Source organism: Agarivorans sp. MS3-6, assembly GCF_054112545.1.
This window is the reverse complement of sequence record NZ_CM134202.1, coordinates 1,747,261-1,772,995: the sequence shown is the minus strand read 5'-3', so window position 1 is coordinate 1,772,995 and position 25,735 is coordinate 1,747,261. Positions and strand designations below refer to the sequence as shown.

The window sequence follows — 25,735 nt, the reverse complement described above, 5'->3', positions numbered from 1 at the left end:
AGTGCGGTGCTCTTAACTTGATTGGAATAGACGATAACTAACTTGACCTGCTTGTTTGCTTTTTATACAGGTCCAATTAGCGGGGAATTGTGGTTCAAGGGCTTCGTTTTCAAACTCAATATAAACTAAAGCATCAGGCTTTAACCAGCCATGCTGATTGAGCAAATTGCAGCTGGGGATCAGTAAATCACAGCGAAATGGTGGATCAATAAACACGATATCATAAGCTTCGCTAGGTCGCTGTTTAAGCCATTGTAAGGCGTCTGTATTGACTAAGTTAGCTTGCTCGCTCGACACATTGAGTAGTTGTAAATTGGCTTTTAACTGTTTCGTTGCCAGAGCATCTTTTTCAATAAAAGTGGTAAAACTGGCAAAGCGCGATAAGGCTTCAAAGCCGAGACTGCCGCTGCCTGCAAACAAATCCAAGCAATGGCTATTGTGTAAGTAGGGGCTTAGCCAATTAAATACGGTTTCTTTTACGCGATCAGTTGTGGGGCGTAAACCTTCGCTATTCAGTACTTTAAGTTTACGACCTCGCCATTGGCCTGCGATTATTCGCACTTGGCCACTGCCGTTGCTTGATTTGTTGCTCTGATTTGAATGTTTTCTTGAGGAAAGCCGTGCCATTTACTTAGACCATTGAGAAACTGTGATAAAATCCGATCAATATTGACTGGACGTTGGCATTGTAACAGCCAACTTCGTTTACTGGTAAAAAAGGTTTTGCAGTAATGGCAAAAAAGAAAGGCCTATTTTCTTGGTTTGGCCGAAAAAAAGACGACGAGCAACAAACAACAGCATCTCCCGCAGAAGAGCATCAGTTAGCAGAACAGCAAGCCCAAGCTGAGCGTGAAGCCCAAGCTGAGCGAGAAGCGCAAGCTGAGCGTGAAGCCCAAGCTGAGCGTGAAGCTCAAGCTGAGCGAGAAGCCCAAGCTGAGCGTGAAGCCCAAGCCGAGCGAGAAGCCCAAGCTGAGCGTGAAGCCCAAGCTGAGCGAGAAGCCCAAGCTGAGCGTGAAGCCCAAGCTGAGCGAGAAGCCCAAGCCGAGCGAGAAGCCCAAGCCGAGCGAGAAGCCCAAGCCGAGCGAGAAGCCCAAGCCGAGCGAGAAGCCCAAGCCGAGCGAGAAGCGCAAGCTGAACGAGAAGCCCAAGCTGAACGAGAAGCCCAAGCTGAGCGTGATGCCGCCCTTGAAGCAAACTCATCAATCTCTGAGGCTGCCGAGCCAGTTAAAAAAATGGGCTTGTTTGCTCGCTTAAAAGCAGGTCTAAAACGTACCCGTAAAAACTTTGGCTGGGGCTTTTTCTCGTTGTTTAAAGGCCGAAAGATCGATGACGAGCTGTTTGAAGAACTGGAAGAACAGTTACTGGTCGCAGACGTAGGCGTAGATACCACCCTAAAAATCATTGAACAGCTCACAGGGCATGTAAAACGCAGTCAGTTACAAGAAGCCGAAACGCTCTACGACCAGTTGAAACTAGACATGACAGAAATGCTCAAAACGGTTGAAGCGCCGATTGATTTAGACAGTAGCGAAGGCCCGTTTGTTATTTTGATGGTGGGAGTTAATGGTGTGGGTAAAACAACCACCATTGGCAAATTGGCTAAACAATATCAAAGCCATGGTAAATCAGTGATGTTGGCTGCCGGCGATACCTTTAGGGCGGCCGCAGTTGAACAATTACAAGTTTGGGGTGAGCGTAATAAAATTCCTGTGATAGCCCAACACACTGGGGCTGACAGCGCATCGGTAATTTTCGATGCATTTCAAGCAGCTAAGTCACGAAACGTAGATGTATTGATTGCCGATACTGCTGGTCGATTGCAAAATAAAGCGCATTTGATGGAAGAGTTGAAAAAAATTGTCCGGGTGATGAAAAAGCTCGACGATGCAGCGCCTCATGAGATCATGCTAACTATTGATGCTAGCACTGGGCAAAACGCCATTAGCCAAGCCAACTTATTTAACCAAGCCGTTGGTTTAAGCGGGTTAACCTTAACCAAGCTTGACGGCACGGCTAAAGGCGGGGTTATTTTTGCTTTGGCTGATAAGTTCTCTTTACCTATCCGCTATATTGGGGTTGGGGAAGGGATCGATGATTTACGAGAGTTTGAAGCACAACCCTTTGTTGATGCTCTATTTAGTCGCGAAGAGAGCGAATAAGCATAGGTCGAAGGCTGCTTAATCAGTAAGGAAAAGTCTTTATATGATCCGTTTTGAGCAAGTGAGTAAAATTTACCCTGGTAGTCAACGGGCTTTGCAAAAGGTGTCCTTTCATCTTGAGCAAGGTCAAATGGCCTTTTTAACTGGCCATTCAGGGGCTGGCAAAAGTACCTTGCTCAAATTGATCACCGCCATGGAGCGTCCTAGCGATGGCCAGGTATGGGTTAATGGCGACGATATTAGTCGCTTGTCTCATCGCAAAATCCCTTATTTGCGCCGGCAAATGGGGGTGATATTTCAAGACCACAAATTGCTGATGGACCGCACCGTGTTTGACAATGTTGCATTGCCCTTAGTGATCGAGGGTTACGGCATGAGCAATATTAAGCGCCGTGTGGCAGCGGCCTTAGATAAAGTGGGCTTATTAGATAAAGCCCACTGCACACCGGTAATGTTATCCGGTGGTGAGCAGCAACGTGTAGGCATTGCCCGAGCAGTAGTGAATAAACCCGCGATATTAATTGCCGATGAACCCACCGGTAACCTTGATCCAGCGCTTTCCTTAGAAATATTTCGTTTGTTTGAAGAGTTTAACCGAGTAGGGGTGGCGGTGTTAATTGCTAGTCACGATCTTAGTTTAATTGCCAAATTACATTATCAACGCTTGGTGTTGAAGAACGGTCAGTTGCTTAACCCTACCACTCAAAGTACGGAGTTTACGCAATGATGGGCGCAAAACCTCAAGTTAAAGTTGCCCTACCAATGCGCTTTGTGATGTTTTGGGTTAGGCATTTGCAGCAGTGTATCGCCAGTTTAGGCGAGTTGTGGCGCACACCTGCTAGCTCTTTACTAACCTTAGCGGTGATTGGTGTTTGTTTAGCCTTACCTGCCAGCTTTTATCTGGCGACTAAAAATATCCAGCAGTTGACGAGCTACTGGCAAAGTGACGCTCAAATTAGCTTATTTCTAACACAAGATATCAAGCCAAAACAGCGAGACTTGTTACAGCAAAATATTGCAGATATGGAGCAAGTAGCCCGAGTCGAGTTAATAAGTAAGCAGCAAGGTTTATTAGAATTTCAAGAGAACAGTGGTTTTGAGGATGTGCTGGCCTTGCTGCCTGAAAACCCTCTTCCTGATGTTTTACTGGTATTACCTAGCCAAGAATTTAGTAGTGCTAGTGCTGCCAAAAACCTGCTTGATAGCTTACAAAAACATAATTTGGTAGATGAAGGGCGTCTGGATATTGAGTGGCTACAGCGCTTAGATACTATCGTTAGTATGTTGCAGCAGTCGGCGTGGCTACTCATCTTATTGCTGTTAAGTGCGGTTGCCCTAATTGTTAGCAATACCTTGCGGCTCAATATTTTGAACCGCCGAAGCGAAATTGAAGTGATGAAATTGGTGGGTGCTACCGATTCGTTTATTCAACGCCCTTTTTTATATACTGGCTTTTGGTTTGGCTTAATTGGTGGTTTGTTAGCTTGGGTACTGGGTAATGTATTGTTAATTTGGACTGAATACGCCTTACAACAAATCGGCGTGCTCTACCAACAAGACATCTATTTAGCGGGCCTATCCGCCAACGAATTTGGCGCATTGATGCTATTTTCAACCTTGCTTGGCCTCGTTGCCTCTTGGTTTTCGGTTCACCGACATATAAAAGAGATAGAGCCGAGCTAGCTAACGATTGCTTAATCGGGTGCGAGCTTTCGCTTCCATTTGTCACTCTTCCAGCGGCGCCAATTTATCTGGCTGCGTAAGCATTCATCCACTACCCCTGCGAGTAAAATGGCGTACAAACCAAAGCCAAAATGTACGCCCATGACATAGGCTAAAGGCACCGAAAATAGCCAAGTGACTGCAATGGCGTTGCCTGTAACAAATACTGCGTCACCACAACCGCGTAATACGTTGCCGCTGATAATGTTTATCGCTCGAAAGGGCTCATTAATACTATGAATCAGGCAAACGACTAGACCCAGAGCGAGTACCTCGGGGTTATTGGTAAATATTCCTAATAAGGGTTGATGAAATATAAAAATCAAGCTGGCAACAATGGCGACCGCAATTAACCCCCAGCGTAAGCCTTGGCGCATTTGCTGGTGGCAGCGATCAAAGTGTCCTGCACCTGCCAATTGAGTCACTAACATGGTATTGGCGATACCAAGTGCAACTAACATCATGGTGCAATAAACGTAGATGTTTAGCGCATATATGCGCACGGTAATCGAGGTTTCACCTAATTGCACAATCATCAAGTTCATCACCATCACAAAGCTTTGGTAAGAAAATGGTTCTAGCGCAGACGGAACGGCGATTTTCAGAATTGGCTTTAAGCTTTTGCTTGGCTGCATTAGCGCGTCAGCTAAAGGCAGTTTCACTTTAATCAAGAACAGCACAACCACTAAGCTAAAGCTTAAACTCAAGGCCCAGGCTATCAAGCTGGCTAAAGCCACACCCGTTACGCCCATAGGTGTAGCGCCAAACCAGCCTAAAACTAATATGCCATTTCCTAAGATGTTGGTGATTAGCATGAGTGCTGCTGAAATAGTGTTCCAATAAGAGCGCCCATAGGCGTTGCAAATATTGGCGAGGGTCATTCTTAAACCCATAAAGCCAATACCGGCACCGGCCAATACTAAGTATTCGGCGGCTAAGTCACTCATGCCATTGGGTAAACTCATCCATTGGCCGATATTATTAGCCTGAGTCACAAAGAAGGTGCCGCAGAGTAGCCCAGCTAACACACCTAGAATCACTAAGCCTGCCAGCATTAAGTTGGCGCGGGGATAGTTTTGTTTACCCATATATTGCGAGGCAAGGCTAGCACCAGCGATTCCGGTGGCTGAGAAAAACACAATCGCCATAGAGAACCACGGCATAACAGCACCCACTGAGGCCGCGGCTTGGTCTGACACTTGGCTGAGGAATAATGCATCGAACACCGGCACTGACATATTCAGCATAAACTCGCCAAAAATAGGCAATGCCATGCCAAAAAGGCCTTTCTGTAGGGTTTTACTTTGAGTATTGGAAGGCATGCTGACCACTAACTAGCAAGAATTTCGCTATGGTAGCACCTGATTAATCAGCGGCGTTTATTAAAATTAACTTTTGGCTAATGAAACTTAACTAAGTTGGCTGGCCCATTGCCAAATGACAACTACCAGTAATATCAGGGTGGTCGATTGCCAAAACCGAACGGGGTTTCTCTCAATTAGTGGTTTAGCCGTATAGCTAGCGCGCAATGTTGGGTTGGCATGCTGTAGATCATGAATAAACTCGGACAGGCTTTGGTAGCGCTGGTGAGGTTTTGGCTTACAACCCTGTTCTAGCGCTGCGTCTAGCCAATCAGGCATATCGTTGCGATAGTGCTGAATGTTTTGGTAGTGCCAATCTGCGTAATGTCGCTGTGCCACTTGCTCTCTTCGGGCTGGTTTATAGGGGAGTTTACCGCTGAGCATTTCGTAAGCAATCACCGCAAAAGAGAAAATGTCACTGCGGTGTTTTCCTGTCTCTCCTACTAAGTACTCAGGGGCTATGTATTGCACTGAGCCTACTGGGCTAGTGTTTTTTTCATTTTGTTCTAATTGCTCAGCCGATTGCACAGTGCCAAAGTCGACCAGCTTGAGTTGCTCGTTGGCAGTCACAATGATGTTTTCAGGCTTTAAATCACGGTGCACCATTTCGTAGCGGCGCAGTGCTCGAAGTGCTTTAGCCAGTTTTTCTAGCATTCGAACGACTTGCTGAATTGGCGGGTGGGGATGTTGGTCCATCCACTGGCGTAGGGTTATTCCTGGCACGTATTCAGCGATTAAGTAGCGAAAACGACGAGTGCCTGCGGGCTCAAAGGTGCGCATAATATGTGGGTTACTCACCACTCTACCTACCCATTCTTCTCGTGCGAAACCCGCGAAGTATTCGTTATCATCAGTCATGCTACGGTCGGGCGCTTTAAGTATTCGTACGGTACCGCTGTTGTCACCCTGCTGGTTGAGCTCTTCTACTAAGTAAACGTGGCTACGCGGGCTAGTATGCAGTATTTCACTGATTCGATATTGGTCGATCTTATTACCTATTGTCATCACGGGTGGAATAGGTAAATGCAATAATTGGGCGCGACTTTCGTCTAGCTCGGCGCTTGGTACATTGTCTACGCTCACTAACATGGCGCTAATGTTGTCATCACTGCCGGCTAATTCAGCGGCATTAACAATGGCGTTGGCGTGTTCTTCTAAGCCTTTAAACTCAAGTTGCAGTAACTGTATGAGCTGCTGCTCGCTTAACGCGTCATGCACGCCATCACTGGTGAGCATGAATAGATCGCCAGTTTCGACTGCGTGGGTGGAGTAATCTAATTCAAGGTTAGAGTCGACGCCCAGAGCACGGGTTAAGTGGTTTTTTTGTTTGCCGCGAATTTGCACGTGGTCACGAGTTAACTGGCGCAGCTGGCCACCACGGAGGCGATATATTCGACTGTCACCTACATGAAATAAGTGCGCAACGCGGGATTTGATGATCAAGGTCGATAGGGTGCAAGCGTAAGAACCGGTTTGCTTGCCTTGTTGAAACAGCCAGTTGTTAAGAGATTTGGCAACTTGCGCAGTCGATTTATTCACCGACCAGCTCTCGGGGGTGGCGTAGTAGTCTTCAACAAACTGCGTGACCGAGATTTGCGCTGCCACTTTGGCATTTTCAGCGCTACTAAGGCCATCGGCTAAAATAGCGACAACCCCTTTATAGTAACGGGTCCAGGGTTCTGGAATTTTGGCTACACAAGCGTCTTGGTTCTCCGGTTTAGGTCCTGAGATAGAGGCGCCCCCAAAGGACGCCTCTAACTTGTTGCTAGCCACAGTGGCGTTTGCTTTTTCGCTGTTACTAACTCGGTTGCTGCTGGCGGGTAATACCCCCGCTGTTTGTTGTTCTTGTTGCACTCGCTTCGCTTCCTTGAGTAACGGCGTGGCCAATTGTGGCGCACGCCGCTTTACGGGGCTAGGTTAGCTTACGTTGATGAGCGTTACTTCACCATCAGGGCCTACTTCAGCAATGGTGCCTTTAGGTTCTTCCAGGAGCAGTAAGGCAAAAAAGCCGAGTACTGCGGTTGCGCCAATAACGTAGAAAAAGGTTTGATAGTCAACCAAGCTTAGTACGGTTAGGTAAAATACTGCCCCCACGTTACCATAAGCCCCTGTCATGCCGGCAATTTGGCCAGTTAAACGGCGCTTAATTAAAGGGACAGCGGCAAATACAGCGCCTTCACCTGCTTGAACAAAGAATGAACACGCCATTGCCATAGCTACCGCTAAAAACAGTGGCCAAGTACCGTCAATTTGGCCCATGCCAAAGTAGCCAAGCGCTAAACCCGCGGTGAGTACTAATAAGGTTTTCTTACGGCCAACTCGGTCAGATATCCAACCGCCACCTGGGCGAGATGCTAAGTTCATGAAAGCATAGGCTGAGGCTAATAATCCTGCGTAAACCATGTCTAGTTCAAATACATCGCTAAAGAACAGTGGCAGCATTGACACTACCGCTAATTCAGAGCCAAAGGTCGCGAAGTACAGTACGTTAAGTACCGCCACTTGCTTGAATTTGTATTGCTCAATCTTCGGCACTGCTTTAACAAAGATGGTCTTGTTTACTTGATACGTTTTCCAAAAATCTAAGGCATACAAAGCAACTAAACCTGCATAGCAGCTAAACACTACTTCTTGGCTTAACATACTTACACCGGCTGGAGAGAGCTTCCAGGCGAGTAACGCAAGGGTAGCGTACATCGGTACCTTCATTACCAATAGCAATACAAAGTCAGCCTTGGTAGTGACTTCCATCGCGCCAACATTTTTGGGTTTGAAGTAGGTAGAACCTTTAGGGGTATCACTGACATTTTTGAAAAACACGACACTGAATAACAAACTGATTAAGCCGGTTAAGCCAACCGCATAACGCCAGCCATCATCACCACCAAATAGCACCGCTAGTGTGGGCAATAACATGGCTGCGGCCGCACTACCAAAGTTACCCCAGCCGCCATAAATACCTTCGGCGGTGCCTAGTTCTTTAGCGGGGAACCATTCAGAGACCATGCGGATGCCCACCACAAAACCCGCACCAATAAAGCCCAACAAAAAGCGTGCAATGGCCGCTTGCTCAAAGCTGTCGGCTAAGGCAAACATGAAACAAGGAATGGAACATACCGCCAATAAGGTCGAGTAGGTAATTCGAGGTCCAAAGCGGTCGGTAAACATACCAATAACGATCCGTGCTGGAATCGTTAAGGCTACGTTTAAAATTAATAAGGTTTTAATTTGGCTAGATGTTAACCCAAGGCTTGCTGCAATACTGGCCATTAATGGGGCATGGTTAAACCATACTAAGAAGGTAATGAAAAAGGCCATCCAGCTCATATGGAGGATCTTCATTTTTCCGCTAAAAGCGAATAGGTTAAAGCGTTCTACACTCATTATAATGTCTCTAAAAAAGTTAAAGCGTTCCCTGCCACGTTGATTGCTCAACGTGGCTATGGGTTATATTTTTATTTTGCTTTTAGATTAAGCGGCGATTTTTATCGCATCGCCTTCAATTTTTATTGGGTAGGTAGGGATAGACACGGTTTCGTCATCTAAACATTGACCAGTCTTAAGGCTAAAGCGTTGTTTGTAAAGTGGCGACGCCACCATCAACTCACCTTTATAGTCACCGATCAGTCCGCGTGACAGCATATTCACTTTGCCAAAGGGGCAGTAGTTGCTTAAGGCAAATATTTGGTCCGTTAAGCCCTCCCAAAAAATGGCGACTTGTTTACCATTAACGAGGGCACACACACCGGTTCCTGGGCTAAGTTGCGATTTGCGGCAAACTTCGGTCCAAGTTTTAGTAGCTAATTCACTCATCATCACTCTCCTAGTTATGGCGCTTCTACAATTTCGATGGTTTGAATACGTTCTTCTTCAGTCGCAGGGCGACGTTGGCCTCGCTCTCGCACATATTGCAAGTTATTGTCTGGCTCATCAGCATTGATAAATTGACTAAAACGCTGCAGTTTCTTCTCGTCACCAATGGTCGATTTCCACTCACATTGGTAGCTCTCAACAACATGGTTCATGTTGGCTTCTAGCTCTTCACAAATGTTTAGCTTGTCGTCGATAACCACTTCTTTTAGGTAATCTAAACCGCCTTCAAGATTCTCTAGCCATACTGAGGTGCGCTGCAAACGGTCGGCTGTTCGAACGTAGAACATTAATACGCGGTCGATGTAGCGCATTAGCATTACGTCATCTAAGTCGGTAGCGAATAAGTCGGCATGTCGAGGGCGCATACCGCCGTTACCACAAACATACAGACCCCAACCGCCCTCTGTTGCAATAACACCGATATCTTTGCTTTGTGCTTCTGCGCACTCACGAGTACACCCTGACACACCAAACTTAATTTTGTGCGGGGCTCTTAGCCCCTTGTAGCGATTCTCTAGTAAAATGGCCATGCCTACACTGTCTTGCACGCCGAAACGACACCATGTTGAACCCACACAGGATTTAACCGTACGCAAAGACTTGCCATAAGCGTGACCCGTTTCAAAACCGGCATCAATCAACTTGCCCCAAATCTTTGGCAGTTCGTGTAACTGTGCGCCAAATAAGTCTACCCGTTGGCCGCCGGTAATCTTGGTGTAAAGATCGAATTCTTTAGCGACTTCGCCCAATACAATCAGTTTATCGGGGGTAATTTCGCCGCCCGCAATGCGGGGTACTACCGAATAAGTACCATCTTTTTGCATGTTGCCTAGAAAGATATCGTTGGTGTCTTGTAGGCTAATATGTTCATCTTTAAGAACGTAATCATTCCAGAAGGTAGCTAAAATAGAACCAATAGCGGGTTTACAGATTTCACAACCGTGGCCACTGCCGTGTTCTGCAAGCAACTGCGAAAAGGTTTTTATTTTCTTCACTCGAACAATGTCGGCGAGTTCGGCACGCGAATAGGCAAAGTGTTCACAAATATCGTTGCTGACTTCTACACCGAGGTTTTCCAGTTCAGCATTCATCACTTGAACGGCTAGGGCACTACAACCCCCACAGCCGGTAGCGGCACCAGTGGTAGCCTTGATGTCACCCATGCTGGTAGCTCCGTCGCGAACTGCTTGGCAAATTTGTCCTTTAGTCACATCAAAACAAGAACAGATTTGCGCGCTGTCAGGCAGCGAATCTACGCCAATGGCGGCGCTCGCGCCTTCTTCTGAAGACGGCACGAGTAAATACTCAGGTGCGACGGGTAACGCCATGTCATTCAAGAATAGTTGTAACCAGCTACCGTAATCATCGGCATCGCCCACTAGCACTGCACCTAGCAGACGGTCTCCAGCGGCATTGGTCACGACTTTTTTGTACACTTGACGGGCTTCGTCGCTCAAACTGTAACTTAGCGCGCCTTCGGTATTGGCATGGGCATCGCCGATACTTGCTACATCTACGCCCATTAATTTCAGCTTGGTGCTCATATCGGCACCAGCAAATTCTTTAGTTTGCTCTCCAGCAATATGGTCTACGGTAACTTTAGCCATGCTGTAACCTGGCGCGACTAGACCAAAGATCTTACCTTCCCATAAAGCACATTCGCCAATGGCGTAGATGTCTGGGTTAGACGTTTGACATTGGTTGTTGATAACAATGCCGCCGCGAGGACCTAGTTCTAAACCGGTTTCGCGAGCCAATTGATCTTGTGGGCGAATACCTGCAGAGAACAAAATCATGTCGGTATCTAAGCTGCTGCCATCGGCAAAGTTCATGCGGTAGCGAGTAGTCTCTCCTTCAACAATCTCTTTGGTGTTTTTTTCAGTGTGTACTTTTACGCCCAACTGTTCGATTTTGGTACGAAGTATTGCGCCACCGCCGTCACAGACCTGCACGGCCATTAAGCGTGGGGCAAATTCTACTACGTGGGTTTCCATACCGAGGTCTTTGAGTGCTTTAGCGGCTTCTAAACCCAGTAATCCTCCACCGACAACCACGCCTACTTTGGAATTTTCCCCCGATTTGGTCATTGCTTCCAAATCCTCAATGGTACGATAAACCAAAATATTTTCTTCAGCGGCTTTATCTTCAGGACGAGGAATCGGAGGTACAAAGGGGTAAGAGCCGGTGGCGAGAACCAATTTGTCGTAGCTTTCGCGGCGACCACTGGCGGTTACGACAATTTTTTGCTGTGGCTGAATTTCTACTACTTTGTCATTCACAAAGTACTGAACACCATGTTCGTCGTAGTACTCTGGAGACGTCATCATCAAATCGTCAGCAGTTTTGCCTGAGAAATAACTTGATAGTTGTACTCTATCGTAAGCTAACCGCGACTCTTCACTGAAGGTAGTGACCTGAACTTGGTCTAACTTGTTTTGTTGTATCAGCTGGTCAATAAAATGGTGACCCACCATGCCGTTGCCGACAACGATAATACGTTCCATGTACTCTCTCCTATGCGCTTAAAGCAGCGCTATGTTCTAATTCGAATGGGGTCGATGTCGCGTCTAATTTAGTTAGCCAGTCGAGTTGCTCGCGCAGTGATACCACTTCACCAATTACAATTAATGTAGGGGATTGTAAAAGGTGTTCACTGGCGAGCGTTGGTAACTGGTCTAAGGTTCCGGTAATAACGCGCTGGTCGTTTTGGCAGCCTTTTTCTATTAAAGCTGCGGGAGTGTTGGCTCTCTTGCCAAAAGCTTGTAGCTGTTGGCTGATTTCAGGCAAGCTACTCAGGCCCATATAAAAAACTAAGGTGTGGTCGAGTTGGGCGAGTTGTGCCCAATTGATATCTAATTTTCCGTCTTGTTTGTGGCCGGTAATAAAACTGCAGCCAGTAGCAAGGCCGCGGTGAGTCAGCGGAATGCCGGCATAACTGGTACAGCCTGATGCTGCGGTAATCCCAGGAATGACTCGCGCGGGCACATCGTGTTGATGTAATACCTCAAGTTCTTCACTACCGCGACCAAATACAAAAGGGTCGCCCCCTTTTAAACGGCAGATCCTTAAACCCTGTTTGGCTTTATCTACCATGTATAAATTAAGTTGATCTTGAGGAATGCAGTGGTTGGCTTTTGCTTTGCCTACGTAGATGGCTTGAGTGCCTGTTGGGATTAACTCAAGGATGTCTTGACTGACCAAACGGTCATAAAGGATTAAATCTGCTTGCTCAATACTGCGTAAGGCTTTTAGGGTAAGCAATTCGGGGTCGCCAGGGCCTGCACCCACTAAATCAACCATTGCGGCTTGGATAGTGTGCGTAGATTTATCTCTGGTATGTTGACTGATACGTTCTATCATTATTTGCTTTCACTAAAATTGCTTATACCTTTGTGTGACGCAATCATAATGCCAGTGGTTTCAAAAGCATTGAAAATGGCTTTTTTGTACTATTAATCAGTTGTTTAGCGTTTTATTGTAATTTGTTCGACTAAGTAATCCGTTTACTACTTAAGGGATAAGTTGCACCTAAATGGAAAGATCACGCACTTAGAGTGTGCTTGAAAGTGTGAACTATATTTAGTTTATGACGTCTTAAATAAGCGAATGCTCGTTGCTGCGCACGGCGCCGCTAATGGCGGGTTTTAGGGGTTAGATCTTGGTAGATGGCTATGGTAGTATCATCAATCGAGTAAATTAAAGAGGTTGATATGGATCAAAAGATCGCATCTATGGCGCTAGTCCCGCAAGGGAGTATTGAGGCCTATATTCAATCGGTTAATCGAATTGAGATGCTAAGTGCTGAAAAAGAAAAAGCACTGGCGACACGTTTGTTCGAGGACGGTGACTTAAGTGCTGCCCGCGAGCTCGTTATGTCGCACCTTCGGTTTGTTGCTCACGTAGCAAAAAATTATGCGGGTTATGGTTTACCTCAAGCCGATTTGATTCAAGAGGGCAACGTAGGCTTAATGAAAGCCGTAAAACGATTTGACCCAAGTGTTGGTGTTCGTTTGGTATCTTTTGCTGTGCATTGGATTAAAGCGGAGATACACGAGTATGTATTACGTAACTGGCGTATGGTTAAGATTGCAACCACTAAAGCGCAGCGTAAATTATTCTTTAACCTACGTAAGTCTAAAAAACGCTTGGGTTGGTTTAATAACGATGAAGTAAATATGGTTGCTGAGAATCTAGGTGTTACCCCTAAAGATGTCTTAGAAATGGAATCTCGCATGAGTGCCCAAGACCAAGCCTTTGATCTCGCGTCTGACGATGATGAACGCGAAGGCAGCTTTGCGCCAATTCAATACCTTGAAGATAAATCTTCAGATGTTGCTCAGTTTGTTGAAAAAGAAAACTGGGAAGTGGCGGCGGCTAATCGCCTACGTGCAGCCTTGAACACATTGGATGAGCGTAATGCACACATTGTTCAGCGTCGTTGGTTAGACGAAGATAAGGCCACATTGCAAGAGTTGGCAGACCAATATCAGGTCTCCGCTGAGCGAATCAGGCAGTTGGAAAAAAATGCCATGAAAAAGCTCAAAGCAGCCATGGAATAAATACTTATTAAAAACCTCGCTTAGCGAGGTTTTTTTATGTTCAAATTTACCTATGGCTTGTGTTAAATTTGCACAAACTTTATCAACACTTGGTCTGACATGGACGGTCCATTCGAGCTATCTAAAGTTAATTTTGTGATAGATAGCGACGGTCGTAAAACCGCTGCTATTTTACCTATCGAGCTATACCAACAGCTACTTTCACTACGCGAATTAGTGGTAGAAAGCAGCCAGCATGCCGTTTCGGCAGACTATTCTTTTAGTGTTAAACAGGCCGTGGCGCACGGTTACCCGGTTGGGGCAAAAATAAAACCTGGCTTTATGGTGGTGAAGGGATCGACGGCCAATGGTGGCGGTGCCGACTCTTTGCGTCCGGCTGTATTGGCCTTGCGTGAGCAGTTACTTGAAGATACCGTTCTTTGTCGTCAAGGCGATGGTTACGAATTTATGCGTGATTATCAATTCTCTAGCCCCAGCTCTGCTGCTTGCTTGATTGCGGGAAATGCACGTAGTGGCTTAGATGCTTGGTTAGATAAATGGGGACGAAGCCTGAAAGACCGTGGTTATGGCAAAAAGCGCTAGTTGCTCGCTGTTCATCAATAAAAAAAGAGCGCTAAGCGCTCTTTTTTTGTCTTGCTACTTCAGCTAGGACAGCAACAACATAGGGTCAGTGGCTTCAAGTGCTAAGGCTTCACCCACTTCGGCACAAGTGAGTTTACCGTGCATCACATTTAAACCGTTGCGAAGATGCTCATCATCTAACAAGGCTTGTTTATAGCCTTTGTTCGCTAAGGTAATAATGTAGGGCAATGTGGCATTATTTAATGCCATGGTTGAGGTTCTGGCTACCCCTCCTGGCATATTGGCAACACAATAATGAACTACATCATCAACGATATAGATAGGATCCTGGTGGGTGGTGGCTTTAGATGTTTCGGCACAGCCACCTTGGTCAATCGCTACGTCAACGATCGCGCTACCCGCTTTCATGCGTTTTACTAAATCTTTAGTAATTAATTTAGGGGCCGCGGCACCCGGTAGTAATACCCCACCAATCACTAAATCAGCTTCTAATACATGTTGTTCAATGCTGCTGCTGGTGGAGTAAACCGTTTTAAGTTTACCGTGGTATTCAGCATCGATAGCGCGTAGTACATCAATGTTTCGATCTAAAATGGCGACATCTGCTCCCATGCCAACCGCCATTTGAGCAGCGTTGCGGCCAACCATGCCACCACCAATAATGGTCACCTTGGCGGGTTCTACACCTGGTACACCACCTAGCAACAAGCCTCTACCACCTTTAGATTTCTCTAAAGCTAGCGCGCCAGCTTGAATCGCCATTCTGCCAGCGACTTCAGACATTGGCGCTAGTAGCGGTAGTCCGCCGCGTGGACTGGTGACGGTTTCATAGGCGATGCATACCGCACCTGACTTGATGAGGTCATGGGTTTGTTCTGGATCGGGCGCAAGGTGCAAATATGTAAATAGCAATTGATCTTCGCGCAACATTGCGCGTTCAATGGCTTGCGGCTCTTTTACTTTGACAATCATATCCGCAGCAGCAAATACGTCGGCTGCGCTGCTCGCTATGCTAGCACCTACCGCTTGATAATCTTTATCGTCAAAACCAATACCTGCGCCGGCCAAAGTTTCAACGGTGACCTGATGACCCTGTTGAATTAATTCGTTTACACTGGCGGGTGTCATACCGACACGATATTCGTGATTTTTTATTTCTTTAGGTACACCAATCAACATAGTGATTAACTCCTTTTAATTGTTTTATATTGGTCATATATGCGGCTCTTGTCTTTAACATATAGTTAATTGCTTTGTTTTTGCAAGTGTTTTTTGGTGTAACCGTCTGTGTTGTATTTGGCTGATCGGTAGGATATGTTGTGTTCATGTTAAAGACTAAAACAAAGTCATGGGAAATGAATAAATCATGCAGCAAAATATTCTAAATCAGGTTTTAAACGATATTGATCAATTTAACCTAAATGATCCTAATAAGCAGTTTGATGAACTTGGTAGTGAGCATGCCAAAGAGTTTTTATATGGCAAGCGCATGTCCAACTGCTTACATGAATTTATGGATGCACCACCGGTTGAACTACAAATAGCCGCCCGCGCTCAGCATATTGGTCGTTGGTTATCATTGCGTAGTGATTACCCTGAGGGAAAGGCGGGGTATTTAAAGTGGCGAACTGATTTAGGCAAGAAGCATGCAGAGTTGTGCGCTGATATTATGCGTAAGCGTGATTTAGAAGAAAACTTAATTGATGCTACCTGTAGTTTGTTACGAAAGGAAAAGCTTAAGCGCAACCCTCTCACTCAAGCTTTAGAGGACGTCATTTGTTTAGTGTTTTTGAAGTACTACTTTATTGATTTTGCTAATAAACATCAGCATGAGAAGGTGATCGATATCGTGCAAAAAACCTGGGCCAAAATGTCTCCTGAAGGCCAAAAAGCAGCCTTAGCTTTAGATTTGTCAGACCAGGCCTTGAGTTTGGTACAGCAAGCCTTAGCCTAACTAAGTTGGCTGAATAAAACATAATCTTGTGCTAGTATTCGTCACGATTTTTAGTTGATTAGGCGTTTCCGATGAGAAGAGATCTGGCATTTCGTTTTTCCCGCGTAACTGAAGCTGCAGCACTAGCTGGCTATAAATGGTTAGGCCGTGGTGACAAAAATATTGCTGATAATGCAGCAGTACAAGCAATGCGTATCATGCTCAATGATATTGATATTGATGGCGAAGTGGTTATTGGTGAGGGTGAAATTGACGATGCGCCAATGTTGTATATTGGTGAGCATGTTGGCACCGGTGGCGAAGGCGTTGATATTGCCGTAGATCCCATTGAAGGTACGCGAATGACAGCGATGGGTCAGAACAATGCCGTTGCTGTGCTCGCCGTTGGTGAAAAAGGTGCCTTTTTACGTGCGCCTGATATGTACATGGAAAAGCTAGTTGTTGGGCCTGAAGCTAAAGGTTGCATCGATTTGAATCTGCCTTTAGAAGACAACATTAAAATGGTAGCGTCGGTGTTAGGTAAAGACCTAAGTGAGATGACGGTTATCACTTTAGCTAAGCCGCGTCACGATGGCGTGATTAGCGACATGCAAAAATTGGGTGTGCGGGTCTTTGCTATTCCTGATGGTGATGTCGCAGCGTCTATTTTGTCTTGTATGCCTCTGAGCGAAGTAGACATGATGTACTGTGTTGGTGGTGCGCCAGAAGGCGTGATTTCCGCTGCAGTCATTCGCGCTTTAGGTGGAGATATGCAAGGCCGTTTAATTCCGCGCAATCAAGTGAAAGAAGATAGCCCAGAAAACCGCGCTATAGCTGAAGATGAAATTCGTCGCTGTGAAGCCGAAGGTATTCAAGTGAACAGTGTGTTGTTACTTGGGGACTTAGCGAAAAATGACAATGTTATTTTTTCGGCTACCGGTATCACCAAAGGTGATTTGCTGGAAGGGATTAATCGCCAAGGTAATATCGCGACCACTGAAACCTTATTGGTTCGCGGTAAAACACGTACCATCCGTAAAATTCAATCGACTCACTATTTAGACCGTAAGAATGACGATCTAAAAGCGATTATTTTGTAGCTTAGCTGCGAAACCAAATGAGACTAAAAACCAGAGCTAAGCTCTGGTTTTTTTATAGTTTAAATTCAAACTGATTATTTAGTCCCAAATGCTGATAGAAGCCGAGAGCTGGCGCATCATTGCTATGCGGAAACTGCAAATAATTCAGTTGCTTAGACTCTGCCAATTGCAACAGCTGTTGAAACATAAACAAGCCAATGCCGCGCCTTTGGGTTAGCTCTCTTACACTAAATCGGTTTACCACTAGGGCTTCGCCAGTGGCCGCCACTACGCAATAGGCCACGACTCTTTGGTTAAAAACACAGTAATAAAGCTGGTCTGATTGCTGCCAATTTAGCCATTGTGCTGGCTCTACTAAGGGAGCTATTTTAGTCAGATCATTGGAGTATGTCGGCCACACATCTGCGGCCTGAAAAGATAAACGCATAGTACCTGCAAATAAAAGTTGGTGGTTAAATCACTTTAGGCAGTGGTAAATCAGAATGTTGCTCAATATTTAAGTTATGCCAATTTTTCAAGAAGTCCTGTGAGTCTTGGCAAATAGCCGTTAAAAGTTTCTTAAGATCATTGTTGAGGTGTTCACTGTCTTGATTGGCCAATTGATTAATGGTGTAACTTAGCTCGTAAATGAAAGGGCCTAAATCATACAAATTATTCGGTCCGATACTGCGTTTATGGTTGGGCTGAGCTTGACGTTTTCGCCAAGTACTAAAGGTCACCATAAAAATATTTATAAGCTGTTTCGCTTCGCGGCAGTTTAAGCAAGAGTGTCTAATCCACCATGGCGCTGTTCCTTGGAGAAAGCGCACACAATCTTCCACAACATTATTGACGTAAATGTCATCAATATAAGCTGGCAGTGCTTTATGTTTCATAGTGTATTTGCAAAATAAAACGGTGAATTTAGAGTACACATTTTGCTATCACAAACCAAGAGTGCTGAAATGATTTTAGTGCAATTCTCGTGATTTTAGTTCTGTCACAAAGATTGAATTTGTGGCTAAGTCGTTTAAATATATAGCTGTCAAGCAAACGCTACATGTGGTGTAGTTGGAAATATGATATCTGTCAACTAATCCTTGTTTGCTTATTGTACAAAAGCAGGATGTTTGCCAGAATGCTTGGCTAATATATTGATTTTTTTATATATAGCCCGCGTAAAAATAATTAGTACCCATTTATTAGGTACAATACTCTAAATGCAGCGGTAGCTAACGCTTTTTATGGATGATAAGCAATGCTTGTTAGTAGCAAACAACACCACAAAATGCAGGGTTTTACCCTGATGGAATTGATGATCGCGGTCGCTATTTTGATTATTGTGATGGTCATCGCGGTACCGTCAATTCAAGGTCTCATGGAAGACAATAAGCAAAAAGTCACCCGCGACTTATTGGCTAACAGTCTGATTGTTGCCCAACAAGAAGCCATTCGTAACAATCTCTCCAGTTATGTATGCCCGACGACTAATGGTACTAGTTGTGAGGCTGCTTGGGGAGCCAATAAAGGCTGGTTGGTTTACCTCGATACAAATCGAGATGGCTCTTTAGACAGCCGTAATCCCAACGCCCAGATTATTGCTGCCTATCCTAAGCCTCAATCTGGAGAGCTTAAATACAGCCCTTCAGCAAACGGTAGCACCAGTACCTTGGTGCGTTTCTTTCCTACAGGCCATGCATCGGCAGGAGAGCTAACCGTGTGCGCACCGTCTAATGATTATCAAGATCAACGTATTTCACTTACGCGGATGGGGAGGATTGAGTATGCAGCTCCGTCAACAACTTACTGCCCATAAGCAACAGGGTTTTACCTTAATTGAATTGTTGATTGCGGTGGTTATTGTTGCAATTGGCCTGCTAGGCCATGCCGCTTTGCAAATTCAGTCGGTGAATACCGCCCAACAAGCACGTTTCGCGCAAACGGCTAATATCGCCATGTTAGATCTGGTGCAGCGCTTCAGCGCATTACCCGCGTCAACGGTGAATAATGAATTTAATGCCAGCAACCTGGCTGATGGCACTGCGCCTAGCAGCCTAAATTGTGCCTTAAGCAGCGTAAGCTGTACTCGCGCTCAGTTTGCCGCTTATGAAATCAGTGATTGGTTCGCCACCGTTAGCCCTTATATTCCGCAACTACGTTTTTCGCTAAATCATTCGAACAATCTGGTTACAGTACAAATGACTTGGGATGCCAATTTAAGTGGCTCTGGAGTCGCAAATTGTAATGCTGACGCCAGTGGGAATGGTCATCAGTGCAGCGAGGTGGCGGTATGGGTAAGGTAATGACAAAACAAGCGGGTTTTGGTTTGGTTGAGTTGATGATTGCCCTCGTGTTGTCATTGCTGGTAGTGGGCGGTTTATATGCCGCTTTAATTGGTGACCAAAAAAGCTATGAAGCAACCAGGGCCAGTCATCTATTAGTTAATAAAAACCGCATGGGCATGCAAACCTTGCGTTTATACCTGCAACAAGCTGGATTTCGAGACTATAACCAGTTGTATCAAAACACCCTGTTATCAAATGTTCCCGCTGCCGATGCCTTCGGTTTCACTTGGGCTGAAGGGCAGATGCTGCAAGGCCTGGAAAATCAAGCCAGTTTTAGTGGTGCTAAAGCAAATACCGACGTGATTAGTTTGCGGTATTTTGGCGCGGCGGCTCCTAATAACAGCATCTTTCAATGTAACGGAGATGAGCTGGCAGAAAATACCCAAACTACGGTTACTTTCTTTGTTTCCACCAGCAATCAACTGGTATGTCGAGATAACACCGGCGACACGGTATTTGATGAAGATATCGATAATATACAAATATTGTACGGCAGCCTTGATGATAGTGATTACAAATACTTTAAAGCCAGTGAAGTGACCGACTGGTTGCAAATTAACCGAGTTAAAATGGGTATTTTGGTGACTCAAGAAGTCTCCATGAGCAACCTAAGCAATAGTAATAGCTATGAATTGCTGGATGAGACTATTACCGCGTCAGACCAGATGTTACGTCAGGCGGTGTCAGAAACAGTGTTACTTCTTAATCAAGGATCGTAATGAACATGCCAATACAAGCATCTAAACAAGCCGGTATGGCGCTGATTATGTCGCTGATTATGGTGGTAATTATTGCCATGATTGGGGTGGCCATTGCTCAACAAGTCACCAGTGGCCGCAAGAATGCCGCGGTTCACCAAGATCATTCTATGAGTTTTGCACGGGCCACCTCAGGCATTAATGAAGCCGAGTATATTGTGCGTAAAGAAGCCTATCACGAAGATGCCAAATTGAATTTAGCTACAGCAAATAACCTAGTGACGCCGGCTTTTGCCAGCGATGAATGGTGGCACGCTGACGGTAATTGGGTTGCGGCAAATAAAATGACAACCGTCACCAATGTTGGTGGCGCTGACTTAGAGGGATCTCCCAGTTACATTATCGAAGATGGCGGTGTGGATTCGGGTTTAGTATTGGGCGTTAGCATACCCAAACGCCGCTTTTTACGTATTACCTCTAAAGCCGAAGGTGCGGGTGGTGCGGTGACTTACTTACAATCTTATGTCGCATTCATGGAGTAGCACAGTGAAACAAGTAAAAGGATTTACCCTAATAGAGGTGATGATCACGGTGGCGATTATTGCCATTTTAGCCGCTATTGCCTACCCCAGTTATTTGAGCCATGTGCAATCTACTCGCCGTGAAGAAGCCAAACGAACGTTGGTGGAAGCAGCACAACATATGGAAAGTTTTTACGCCATGAATCTAAGTTATACTGGAGCCGCCGATACTAGTGGCAATCTTAATCATTTCTCCGCTGACACTGACTTCAATAGCTATTACACCCTTGCAGCCAGTGGTGTATCGGGTTCTGCTTACACCTTAACCGCCACAGCGAAGCCTAACGGCGGGCAAGCGGGTGATAGTTGCAGTCCAATGAGCATTAATAGCCAAGGCTTAACCACCCCTTCAAGCGGAGGTTGCTGGTAATGCGTATCATGCCTAAAGTTGCTTTAAGTCTTGTTGCAACACTGAGCTTATCTTCTCCTTTGTTGGCCGCAAATTTAGATTTGGCCGACGCACCGCTTTATGTGGCAACGACACCTTCGCCGATGGTTATGCTGGTGATGGGGCGTGATCATACGCTTTATTACGAGGCTTATAATGATGCCTCTGATCTCAGCGGCGATGGTAACTTGGATATTCATTACAGCCCAACCAGTATTGATTACTTCGGTTATTTCGATAGCCAACGTTGCTATAGCTACAGTACAGCAAGCAGCATGTTTGTTCCTGGGGCATCGGCAGCAACAACCACCAAAATTTGTGATGGGGCTGATGAGTGGAGTGGCGACTTTTTGAACTACCTCACCATGTCTCGAATGGATGTACTTAGAGCGGTTTTGTACGGTGGTTATCGTAGCACTGATACTGAAGACAATACGGTATTAGAAAGAGTATTTATTCCACAAGACGCACACTCTTGGGGGAAAAGTTATACCTCGATAGACGTCAATGGGTTTTCGATTGCTGATTACACCCCTTACTCCACCCCAAATGATAACAAAAAGCACTTTTTTGGTACCGCATCATGGTCAGATGGTGGCGCTCCAGAACTGAGAGTTAAGTTTAACCAGAATAATGATATATGGAACTGGGCCAGTAAAGAACGACCAGTGCTAAACGGGACTACCGATGAGCAATTTGAGGTTCGAGTCGAGGTTTGTGCTGACGGGAAATTAGAAGCCAATTGTAAAGAGTACGGTGATGGTATCTATAAACCTACGGGTCTTCTGCATGATTATGGTGAAGACGGTAGTATTGAATTTGGCTTAATTACCGGAAGCTACGATAAAAACCTTTCTGGTGGTGTATTACGCAAGGCTATGGGTGATTTCTCTGCAGAAGTGGTTGACGCTACGGGTATTTTCGATAGTTCAGTACAGGGTATCGTAAGTACTATTAATAAGCTGAAGATCTATGGTTTTAACTACGGTGACAAAACATACGATTGTGGTTGGGTGGTGGATGGTCCTATCACGAGTGGCCAGTGTTCATCTTGGGGGAACCCCATAGGTGAAATGTTGTATGAAAGTCTGCGTTATTTTCATGGTGAAGGTGCGGCTAGTGCTAGCTATTCTGCTGGTAGTGGTACTATTGATGGTAGTTTAGGCTTGCCTTTTGCGGTTTGGGATAAACCTTTCGATACTCGTGAGTATTGTGCCGCCCCGTATAATTTAGTCATCAGCGATATTAATCCGTCTTATGATTCTGATGAGTTACCCGGTGCTCACGCAAGTTTCGCAAAAACATACTCAGGTACAACCTTGAGCGGGTTTAATTTAAAAACCTTGTTAGACTCGATGTCTGTTGAGGAAAGCTTATCAGGTAGCTATTTTATCGGCGAATCGGTAGCGGATACTTCCGATACCACCAGTGCACCTACCGCAAAAACCGTGACTTCCTTATCCAGTATGCGCGGTTTATCACCCGCAGAACCGACTAAAGAAGGGAGTTATTCGGTTGCAGCCGCGGCTTACTATGGCCATAAGACAGATCTATTTCCAGATAAGGCCGGTAAACAAAATATTCAGACCACTGTGGTGGCAATCTCCTCTCCGCTGCCCGAGGTTGAAGTTACTGTAGGTGAGGATCTGATTAAAATAGTGCCTTTTGCTAAATCGGTTGGTGGTGGTGCTGGCGGTGGAACGATTAACTCCAGCAAAGGGGAATTTCAGCCTACCAATACCATTGTTGATTATTATGTTAAAGAGTTCTCTGCGACTAAAGGTATTTTTAGGATCAACTTCGAAGATGTCGAGCAAGGCGCTGATCATGATATGGACATGATCGTTCAATATACCTATGAGGTTAAGCAACTATGTCCTAACGCCTATGATGATGAAAGTACTTGTCAAAAGTCTCTTGGCGTGCAATTGACCTTAGATTCGCAATATGCGGCAGGTAGTATTCACCAACATGCCGGTTATGTGATTTCGGGTACCGCAAAAGATGGTATATACCTTGATGTTAAAGATGTAGGCGGCGGTAACGTTAGTTATTATTTGGATACGCCCAATCAAACTGACTCGGCCTTCCCGCTCAATTCGCGAGAGACTGTGGCTAATGTTGCCGATTTACCATTATTGAGACAACGTAATTTCTTTCCTGATTCAGCTACAGCAAATTTATTGCCTTCACCCCTTTGGTATGCCGCTAAATGGGGGGGCTTTGAAGATACCAATGGTAACGGTTTACCTGACTCTGGTGAGTGGGATAATGAAACCAGTGGCGAGCCCGATGCCTACTTCCCGGTAACTAATGCTGGAGAGTTAGGGGCTCAAATTGGCAAAGCGTTGGAGCGAATCGCCAGTGGTAATCAATCCGCCACGCCACCGGTATTTAACAATACTTTTTTAAATAGCTCGGCATTTTTGTATCAATCTACCTTTGATGGCGAATACTGGAGCGGCGATGTGAAAGCTTTTGCTGCAGCAGATGCAGGGGGTTTTAGTGCAACGGAAAGCTGGAGTGCCGCAACAAGCATTGACCAACAAGTGGTTAGCTCAAGAAAAATTTACACCCGTAATAGCGAGAGTAATCAAGTGGTCGATTTTGCGGCGCCTAATTCACTTAATGGTTCAGCCTCCGGTTTGAGTGCTGACCAAATTGATGCCTTATTGGCCGGTCAAACCGGTTCGCCTGCTGTTAAGTTGGCTTATCTCACCGCCGTGATTGATTACCTGCGCGGGGACAGAACTTATGAGGATGTTGACCTTGCCTATGCTATGAGAACCCGCGCATCAGCCTTGGGTGATGTGATTAATTCAACCCCCTATTATGTTGATGGTGTCAATGGCCATAGTGTTAGTACCCCAGTGTTAGTCTTTGGTTCCAATGATGGCATGGTGCACATCATCGATGCTGACGATGGCTCAGAGATAATGGCGTATATTCCTAGCCAAGTATTTTCTGGCTTAAATAGCTTAACCAAAAGCACTTATACCCATAAATATTTTGTTGATGGCGGTATTTCCGGTTTTACTGATAGTGAAGGAGATACCACCGTAGTGGGTACTCTAGGCACCGGTTTTCAAGGCCTGTATGCCATTGATGTTAGTGACATGTCTAGCGCCAATAAGAATAAAATTAAGTGGGAAATAGATACCTCAACAACAGGGTTCTCTGGCCTTGGTTACAACCGCGCTAAACCCACCATTGCAAAACTTGCCAATGGTGATACTGGTGTTATTTTTTCTAATGGGTATAACTCTTCGGTTAGTGAAGGAGTGCTGTACATCGCCAACTTAACTACTGGCGAGCTTATTGAGACGCTCCATACTGGCGTGGGTGCCACTGACGATCCAACGGGCGAGTCTAGGCCCAATGCAATGGCAACGCCCGCCGTGGTTGACCTAAATAGCGACGGCATTGCTGATCGGGTCTATTCTGGGGATTTATATGGCAATATGTGGGCCTTTGACATCTCTAGCTCAACCAGCACTGCTTGGGGCCTAGCTACCACTGATGATAAACCATTGTTTACTGCTACTAGCCCAGATCAACAAGACTCGGTCTACCGAGCACAGCCAATTACTACTAGGCCTTCGGTAGGCGCTCACCCTTATGGCTTATCAGAGGGTGTGTTGGTGGCTTTTGGTACCGGTAAGTATGTTGAAAATGCCGATAACAACGCCATTGGGGAACCCACTCAATCGGTTTATGTTATTTGGGATAAACTGAATCAATCTTATCTTACCGCAGAGCGCAGTGAAGCGGATGGTATTCATGTTTATGACACTTTATTGCGCCAAGCGATCATTGAAGAAGACTCAGCTAACCGCTTGCTTACCTCTTACCCCATTGATTGGACAGCCCAACAAGGTTGGTATCTCGACTTAGTCAATACCCAAGATGATAATACTAACAACTATGGTGAGCGTCAGGTGACAGAGAGCTTATTGCTAGCCAATAAGCTGAGCTTTACTACTTTGTTACCTAACGAAGACATTTGTGCTTCTGGCGGCAGTGGTTGGTATATGGAGGTAAATCTTCATTCTGGTATTACCTGGAACCCAGGTACAGATGGGAATACCGACCCCGACAACGAAGCCGATACGATTAACAATGATAGTTCTCATCAAAAGGTTGATGGTATACCGTCGGCGCCATCGGTGATTATTGACACTAACACCGATGAAAATGGTGTAGTTAATGAAGAGGGGATTATTCAGAAAAACTGTATTACGCTCAGTAATGGTTCTATTTTCTGTTTCGATGATTATCAATCACCCACTGGGCGTTTAAGCTTACGTACTTTACATTAGGCTCTAAGCGCTGAACTCATTAAAAAAAGGACTAATTACTAGTCCTTTTTTATTAGCACCATGGGCGTCGCCATCACCCTATGTGCTCATCGATGAACACTATGAATCGATGACCCATGTTAGCTAAGGTGAGGGC

General features: G+C 45.5%; 23 protein-coding genes. 13 read left to right on the top strand and 10 right to left on the bottom strand.

The features are described 5' to 3' along the window. Nucleotides 1-12: 12 nt before the first annotated feature. A complete protein-coding gene (gene rsmD / locus ACVFI8_RS08005; protein ID WP_457873539.1) occupies nucleotides 13-627 on the bottom strand; it encodes a 16S rRNA (guanine(966)-N(2))-methyltransferase RsmD in 615 nt (204 codons plus the stop codon). 104 nt (nucleotides 628-731) lie between these two features. Between rsmD and ftsY the strand changes: the two genes are divergently transcribed. From ftsY to ftsX, 3 genes are read left to right on the top strand one after another with little or no spacing between them, the layout of a single operon-like run. Beyond that, entirely contained in the window at nucleotides 732-2,159 is a 1,428-nt protein-coding gene (gene ftsY, locus ACVFI8_RS08000; RefSeq protein ID WP_457873538.1) for a signal recognition particle-docking protein FtsY, read from the top strand. A 43-nt stretch (nucleotides 2,160-2,202) separates the two neighbouring features. Continuing rightward, nucleotides 2,203-2,886 (top strand): cell division ATP-binding protein FtsE, encoded by a 684-nt coding sequence (ftsE, locus tag ACVFI8_RS07995; protein WP_248713991.1) that lies wholly within the window; start codon nucleotides 2,203-2,205, stop codon nucleotides 2,884-2,886. Then, the gene (gene ftsX / locus ACVFI8_RS07990) at nucleotides 2,883-3,842 is read left to right on the top strand and encodes a permease-like cell division protein FtsX (RefSeq protein ID WP_457873537.1); all 960 of its coding nucleotides are present in this window, start codon (nucleotides 2,883-2,885) and stop codon (nucleotides 3,840-3,842) included. The genes ftsE and ftsX overlap by 4 nt, the downstream gene beginning before the upstream one ends. Nucleotides 3,843-3,853: 11 nt before the next feature. On the opposite strand, the gene ACVFI8_RS07985 is transcribed toward ftsX, so the two are convergent. The 6 genes from ACVFI8_RS07985 to cobA all read right to left on the bottom strand — a co-directional run bounded on the left by ACVFI8_RS07985 (nucleotide 3,854) and on the right by cobA (nucleotide 12,475). After that, the gene (locus ACVFI8_RS07985) at nucleotides 3,854-5,155 is read right to left on the bottom strand and encodes an MATE family efflux transporter (RefSeq protein WP_457873536.1); all 1,302 of its coding nucleotides are present in this window, start codon (nucleotides 5,153-5,155) and stop codon (nucleotides 3,854-3,856) included. A 135-nt stretch (nucleotides 5,156-5,290) separates the two neighbouring features. Next, entirely contained in the window at nucleotides 5,291-7,096 is a 1,806-nt protein-coding gene (locus ACVFI8_RS07980; RefSeq protein ID WP_248713994.1) for a bifunctional protein-serine/threonine kinase/phosphatase, read from the bottom strand. Between the two features lie 63 nt (nucleotides 7,097-7,159). Next, nucleotides 7,160-8,626, bottom strand: coding sequence for a NarK family nitrate/nitrite MFS transporter (locus ACVFI8_RS07975; protein WP_248713995.1), 1,467 nt, complete (start codon nucleotides 8,624-8,626; stop codon nucleotides 7,160-7,162). 87 nt (nucleotides 8,627-8,713) lie between these two features. Continuing rightward, entirely contained in the window at nucleotides 8,714-9,058 is a 345-nt protein-coding gene (gene nirD, locus ACVFI8_RS07970) for a nitrite reductase small subunit NirD (RefSeq protein ID WP_248713996.1), read from the bottom strand. An 11-nt stretch (nucleotides 9,059-9,069) separates the two neighbouring features. Further along, the gene (gene nirB / locus ACVFI8_RS07965) at nucleotides 9,070-11,619 is read right to left on the bottom strand and encodes a nitrite reductase large subunit NirB (protein WP_248713997.1); all 2,550 of its coding nucleotides are present in this window, start codon (nucleotides 11,617-11,619) and stop codon (nucleotides 9,070-9,072) included. A 10-nt stretch (nucleotides 11,620-11,629) separates the two neighbouring features. Continuing rightward, nucleotides 11,630-12,475, bottom strand: a complete 846-nt coding sequence (gene cobA, locus ACVFI8_RS07960) for a uroporphyrinogen-III C-methyltransferase (RefSeq protein ID WP_248713998.1) — start codon at nucleotides 12,473-12,475, stop codon at nucleotides 11,630-11,632. 350 nt (nucleotides 12,476-12,825) lie between these two features. Between cobA and rpoH the strand changes: the two genes are divergently transcribed. Beyond that, nucleotides 12,826-13,674, top strand: a complete 849-nt coding sequence (rpoH, locus tag ACVFI8_RS07955; RefSeq protein ID WP_248713999.1) for an RNA polymerase sigma factor RpoH — start codon at nucleotides 12,826-12,828, stop codon at nucleotides 13,672-13,674. 99 nt (nucleotides 13,675-13,773) lie between these two features. After that, on the top strand, nucleotides 13,774-14,256 hold the full coding sequence (locus ACVFI8_RS07950; RefSeq protein WP_248714000.1) for a DUF4357 domain-containing protein: 483 nt from the start codon (nucleotides 13,774-13,776) through the stop codon (nucleotides 14,254-14,256). Between the two features lie 63 nt (nucleotides 14,257-14,319). On the opposite strand, the gene ald is transcribed toward ACVFI8_RS07950, so the two are convergent. Beyond that, a complete protein-coding gene (gene ald / locus ACVFI8_RS07945) occupies nucleotides 14,320-15,435 on the bottom strand; it encodes an alanine dehydrogenase (protein WP_248714001.1) in 1,116 nt (371 codons plus the stop codon). A gap of 187 nt (nucleotides 15,436-15,622) precedes the next feature. Here ald and ACVFI8_RS07940 point away from each other — a divergent pair, with 187 nt between their 5' ends. Next, on the top strand, nucleotides 15,623-16,210 hold the full coding sequence (locus ACVFI8_RS07940) for a DUF4202 domain-containing protein (protein WP_457873535.1): 588 nt from the start codon (nucleotides 15,623-15,625) through the stop codon (nucleotides 16,208-16,210). A 71-nt stretch (nucleotides 16,211-16,281) separates the two neighbouring features. Then, the gene (gene glpX / locus ACVFI8_RS07935) at nucleotides 16,282-17,289 is read left to right on the top strand and encodes a class II fructose-bisphosphatase (protein WP_457873534.1); all 1,008 of its coding nucleotides are present in this window, start codon (nucleotides 16,282-16,284) and stop codon (nucleotides 17,287-17,289) included. 52 nt (nucleotides 17,290-17,341) lie between these two features. On the opposite strand, the gene ACVFI8_RS07930 is transcribed toward glpX, so the two are convergent. Both ACVFI8_RS07930 and ACVFI8_RS07925 read right to left on the bottom strand, forming a co-directional pair. Beyond that, nucleotides 17,342-17,716 (bottom strand): acetyl-CoA sensor PanZ family protein, encoded by a 375-nt coding sequence (locus ACVFI8_RS07930; RefSeq protein ID WP_248714004.1) that lies wholly within the window; start codon nucleotides 17,714-17,716, stop codon nucleotides 17,342-17,344. 25 nt (nucleotides 17,717-17,741) lie between these two features. Further along, nucleotides 17,742-18,164 (bottom strand): hypothetical protein, encoded by a 423-nt coding sequence (locus ACVFI8_RS07925; protein WP_457873533.1) that lies wholly within the window; start codon nucleotides 18,162-18,164, stop codon nucleotides 17,742-17,744. Between the two features lie 362 nt (nucleotides 18,165-18,526). Here ACVFI8_RS07925 and ACVFI8_RS07920 point away from each other — a divergent pair, with 362 nt between their 5' ends. Genes ACVFI8_RS07920 through ACVFI8_RS07895 form a run of 6 tightly spaced genes read left to right on the top strand, consistent with a single transcriptional unit; the run spans nucleotide 18,527 to nucleotide 25,599 of the window. Beyond that, nucleotides 18,527-19,084, top strand: a complete 558-nt coding sequence (locus ACVFI8_RS07920; protein ID WP_248714006.1) for a GspH/FimT family pseudopilin — start codon at nucleotides 18,527-18,529, stop codon at nucleotides 19,082-19,084. Then, nucleotides 19,053-19,571 (top strand): type IV pilus modification protein PilV, encoded by a 519-nt coding sequence (pilV, locus tag ACVFI8_RS07915; RefSeq protein ID WP_457873532.1) that lies wholly within the window; start codon nucleotides 19,053-19,055, stop codon nucleotides 19,569-19,571. Before ACVFI8_RS07920 ends, pilV begins: the two co-directional genes overlap by 32 nt. Continuing rightward, on the top strand, nucleotides 19,559-20,332 hold the full coding sequence (locus tag ACVFI8_RS07910; RefSeq protein ID WP_457873531.1) for a PilW family protein: 774 nt from the start codon (nucleotides 19,559-19,561) through the stop codon (nucleotides 20,330-20,332). The genes pilV and ACVFI8_RS07910 overlap by 13 nt, the downstream gene beginning before the upstream one ends. Further along, nucleotides 20,332-20,853, top strand: a complete 522-nt coding sequence (locus ACVFI8_RS07905) for a pilus assembly PilX family protein (protein WP_248714009.1) — start codon at nucleotides 20,332-20,334, stop codon at nucleotides 20,851-20,853. Before ACVFI8_RS07910 ends, ACVFI8_RS07905 begins: the two co-directional genes overlap by 1 nt. A gap of 4 nt (nucleotides 20,854-20,857) precedes the next feature. Beyond that, nucleotides 20,858-21,262 (top strand): type IV pilin protein, encoded by a 405-nt coding sequence (locus tag ACVFI8_RS07900; protein WP_305883148.1) that lies wholly within the window; start codon nucleotides 20,858-20,860, stop codon nucleotides 21,260-21,262. Further along, on the top strand, nucleotides 21,262-25,599 hold the full coding sequence (locus tag ACVFI8_RS07895; RefSeq protein ID WP_457873530.1) for a pilus assembly protein: 4,338 nt from the start codon (nucleotides 21,262-21,264) through the stop codon (nucleotides 25,597-25,599). Before ACVFI8_RS07900 ends, ACVFI8_RS07895 begins: the two co-directional genes overlap by 1 nt. Nucleotides 25,600-25,735: the final 136 nt, after the last annotated feature.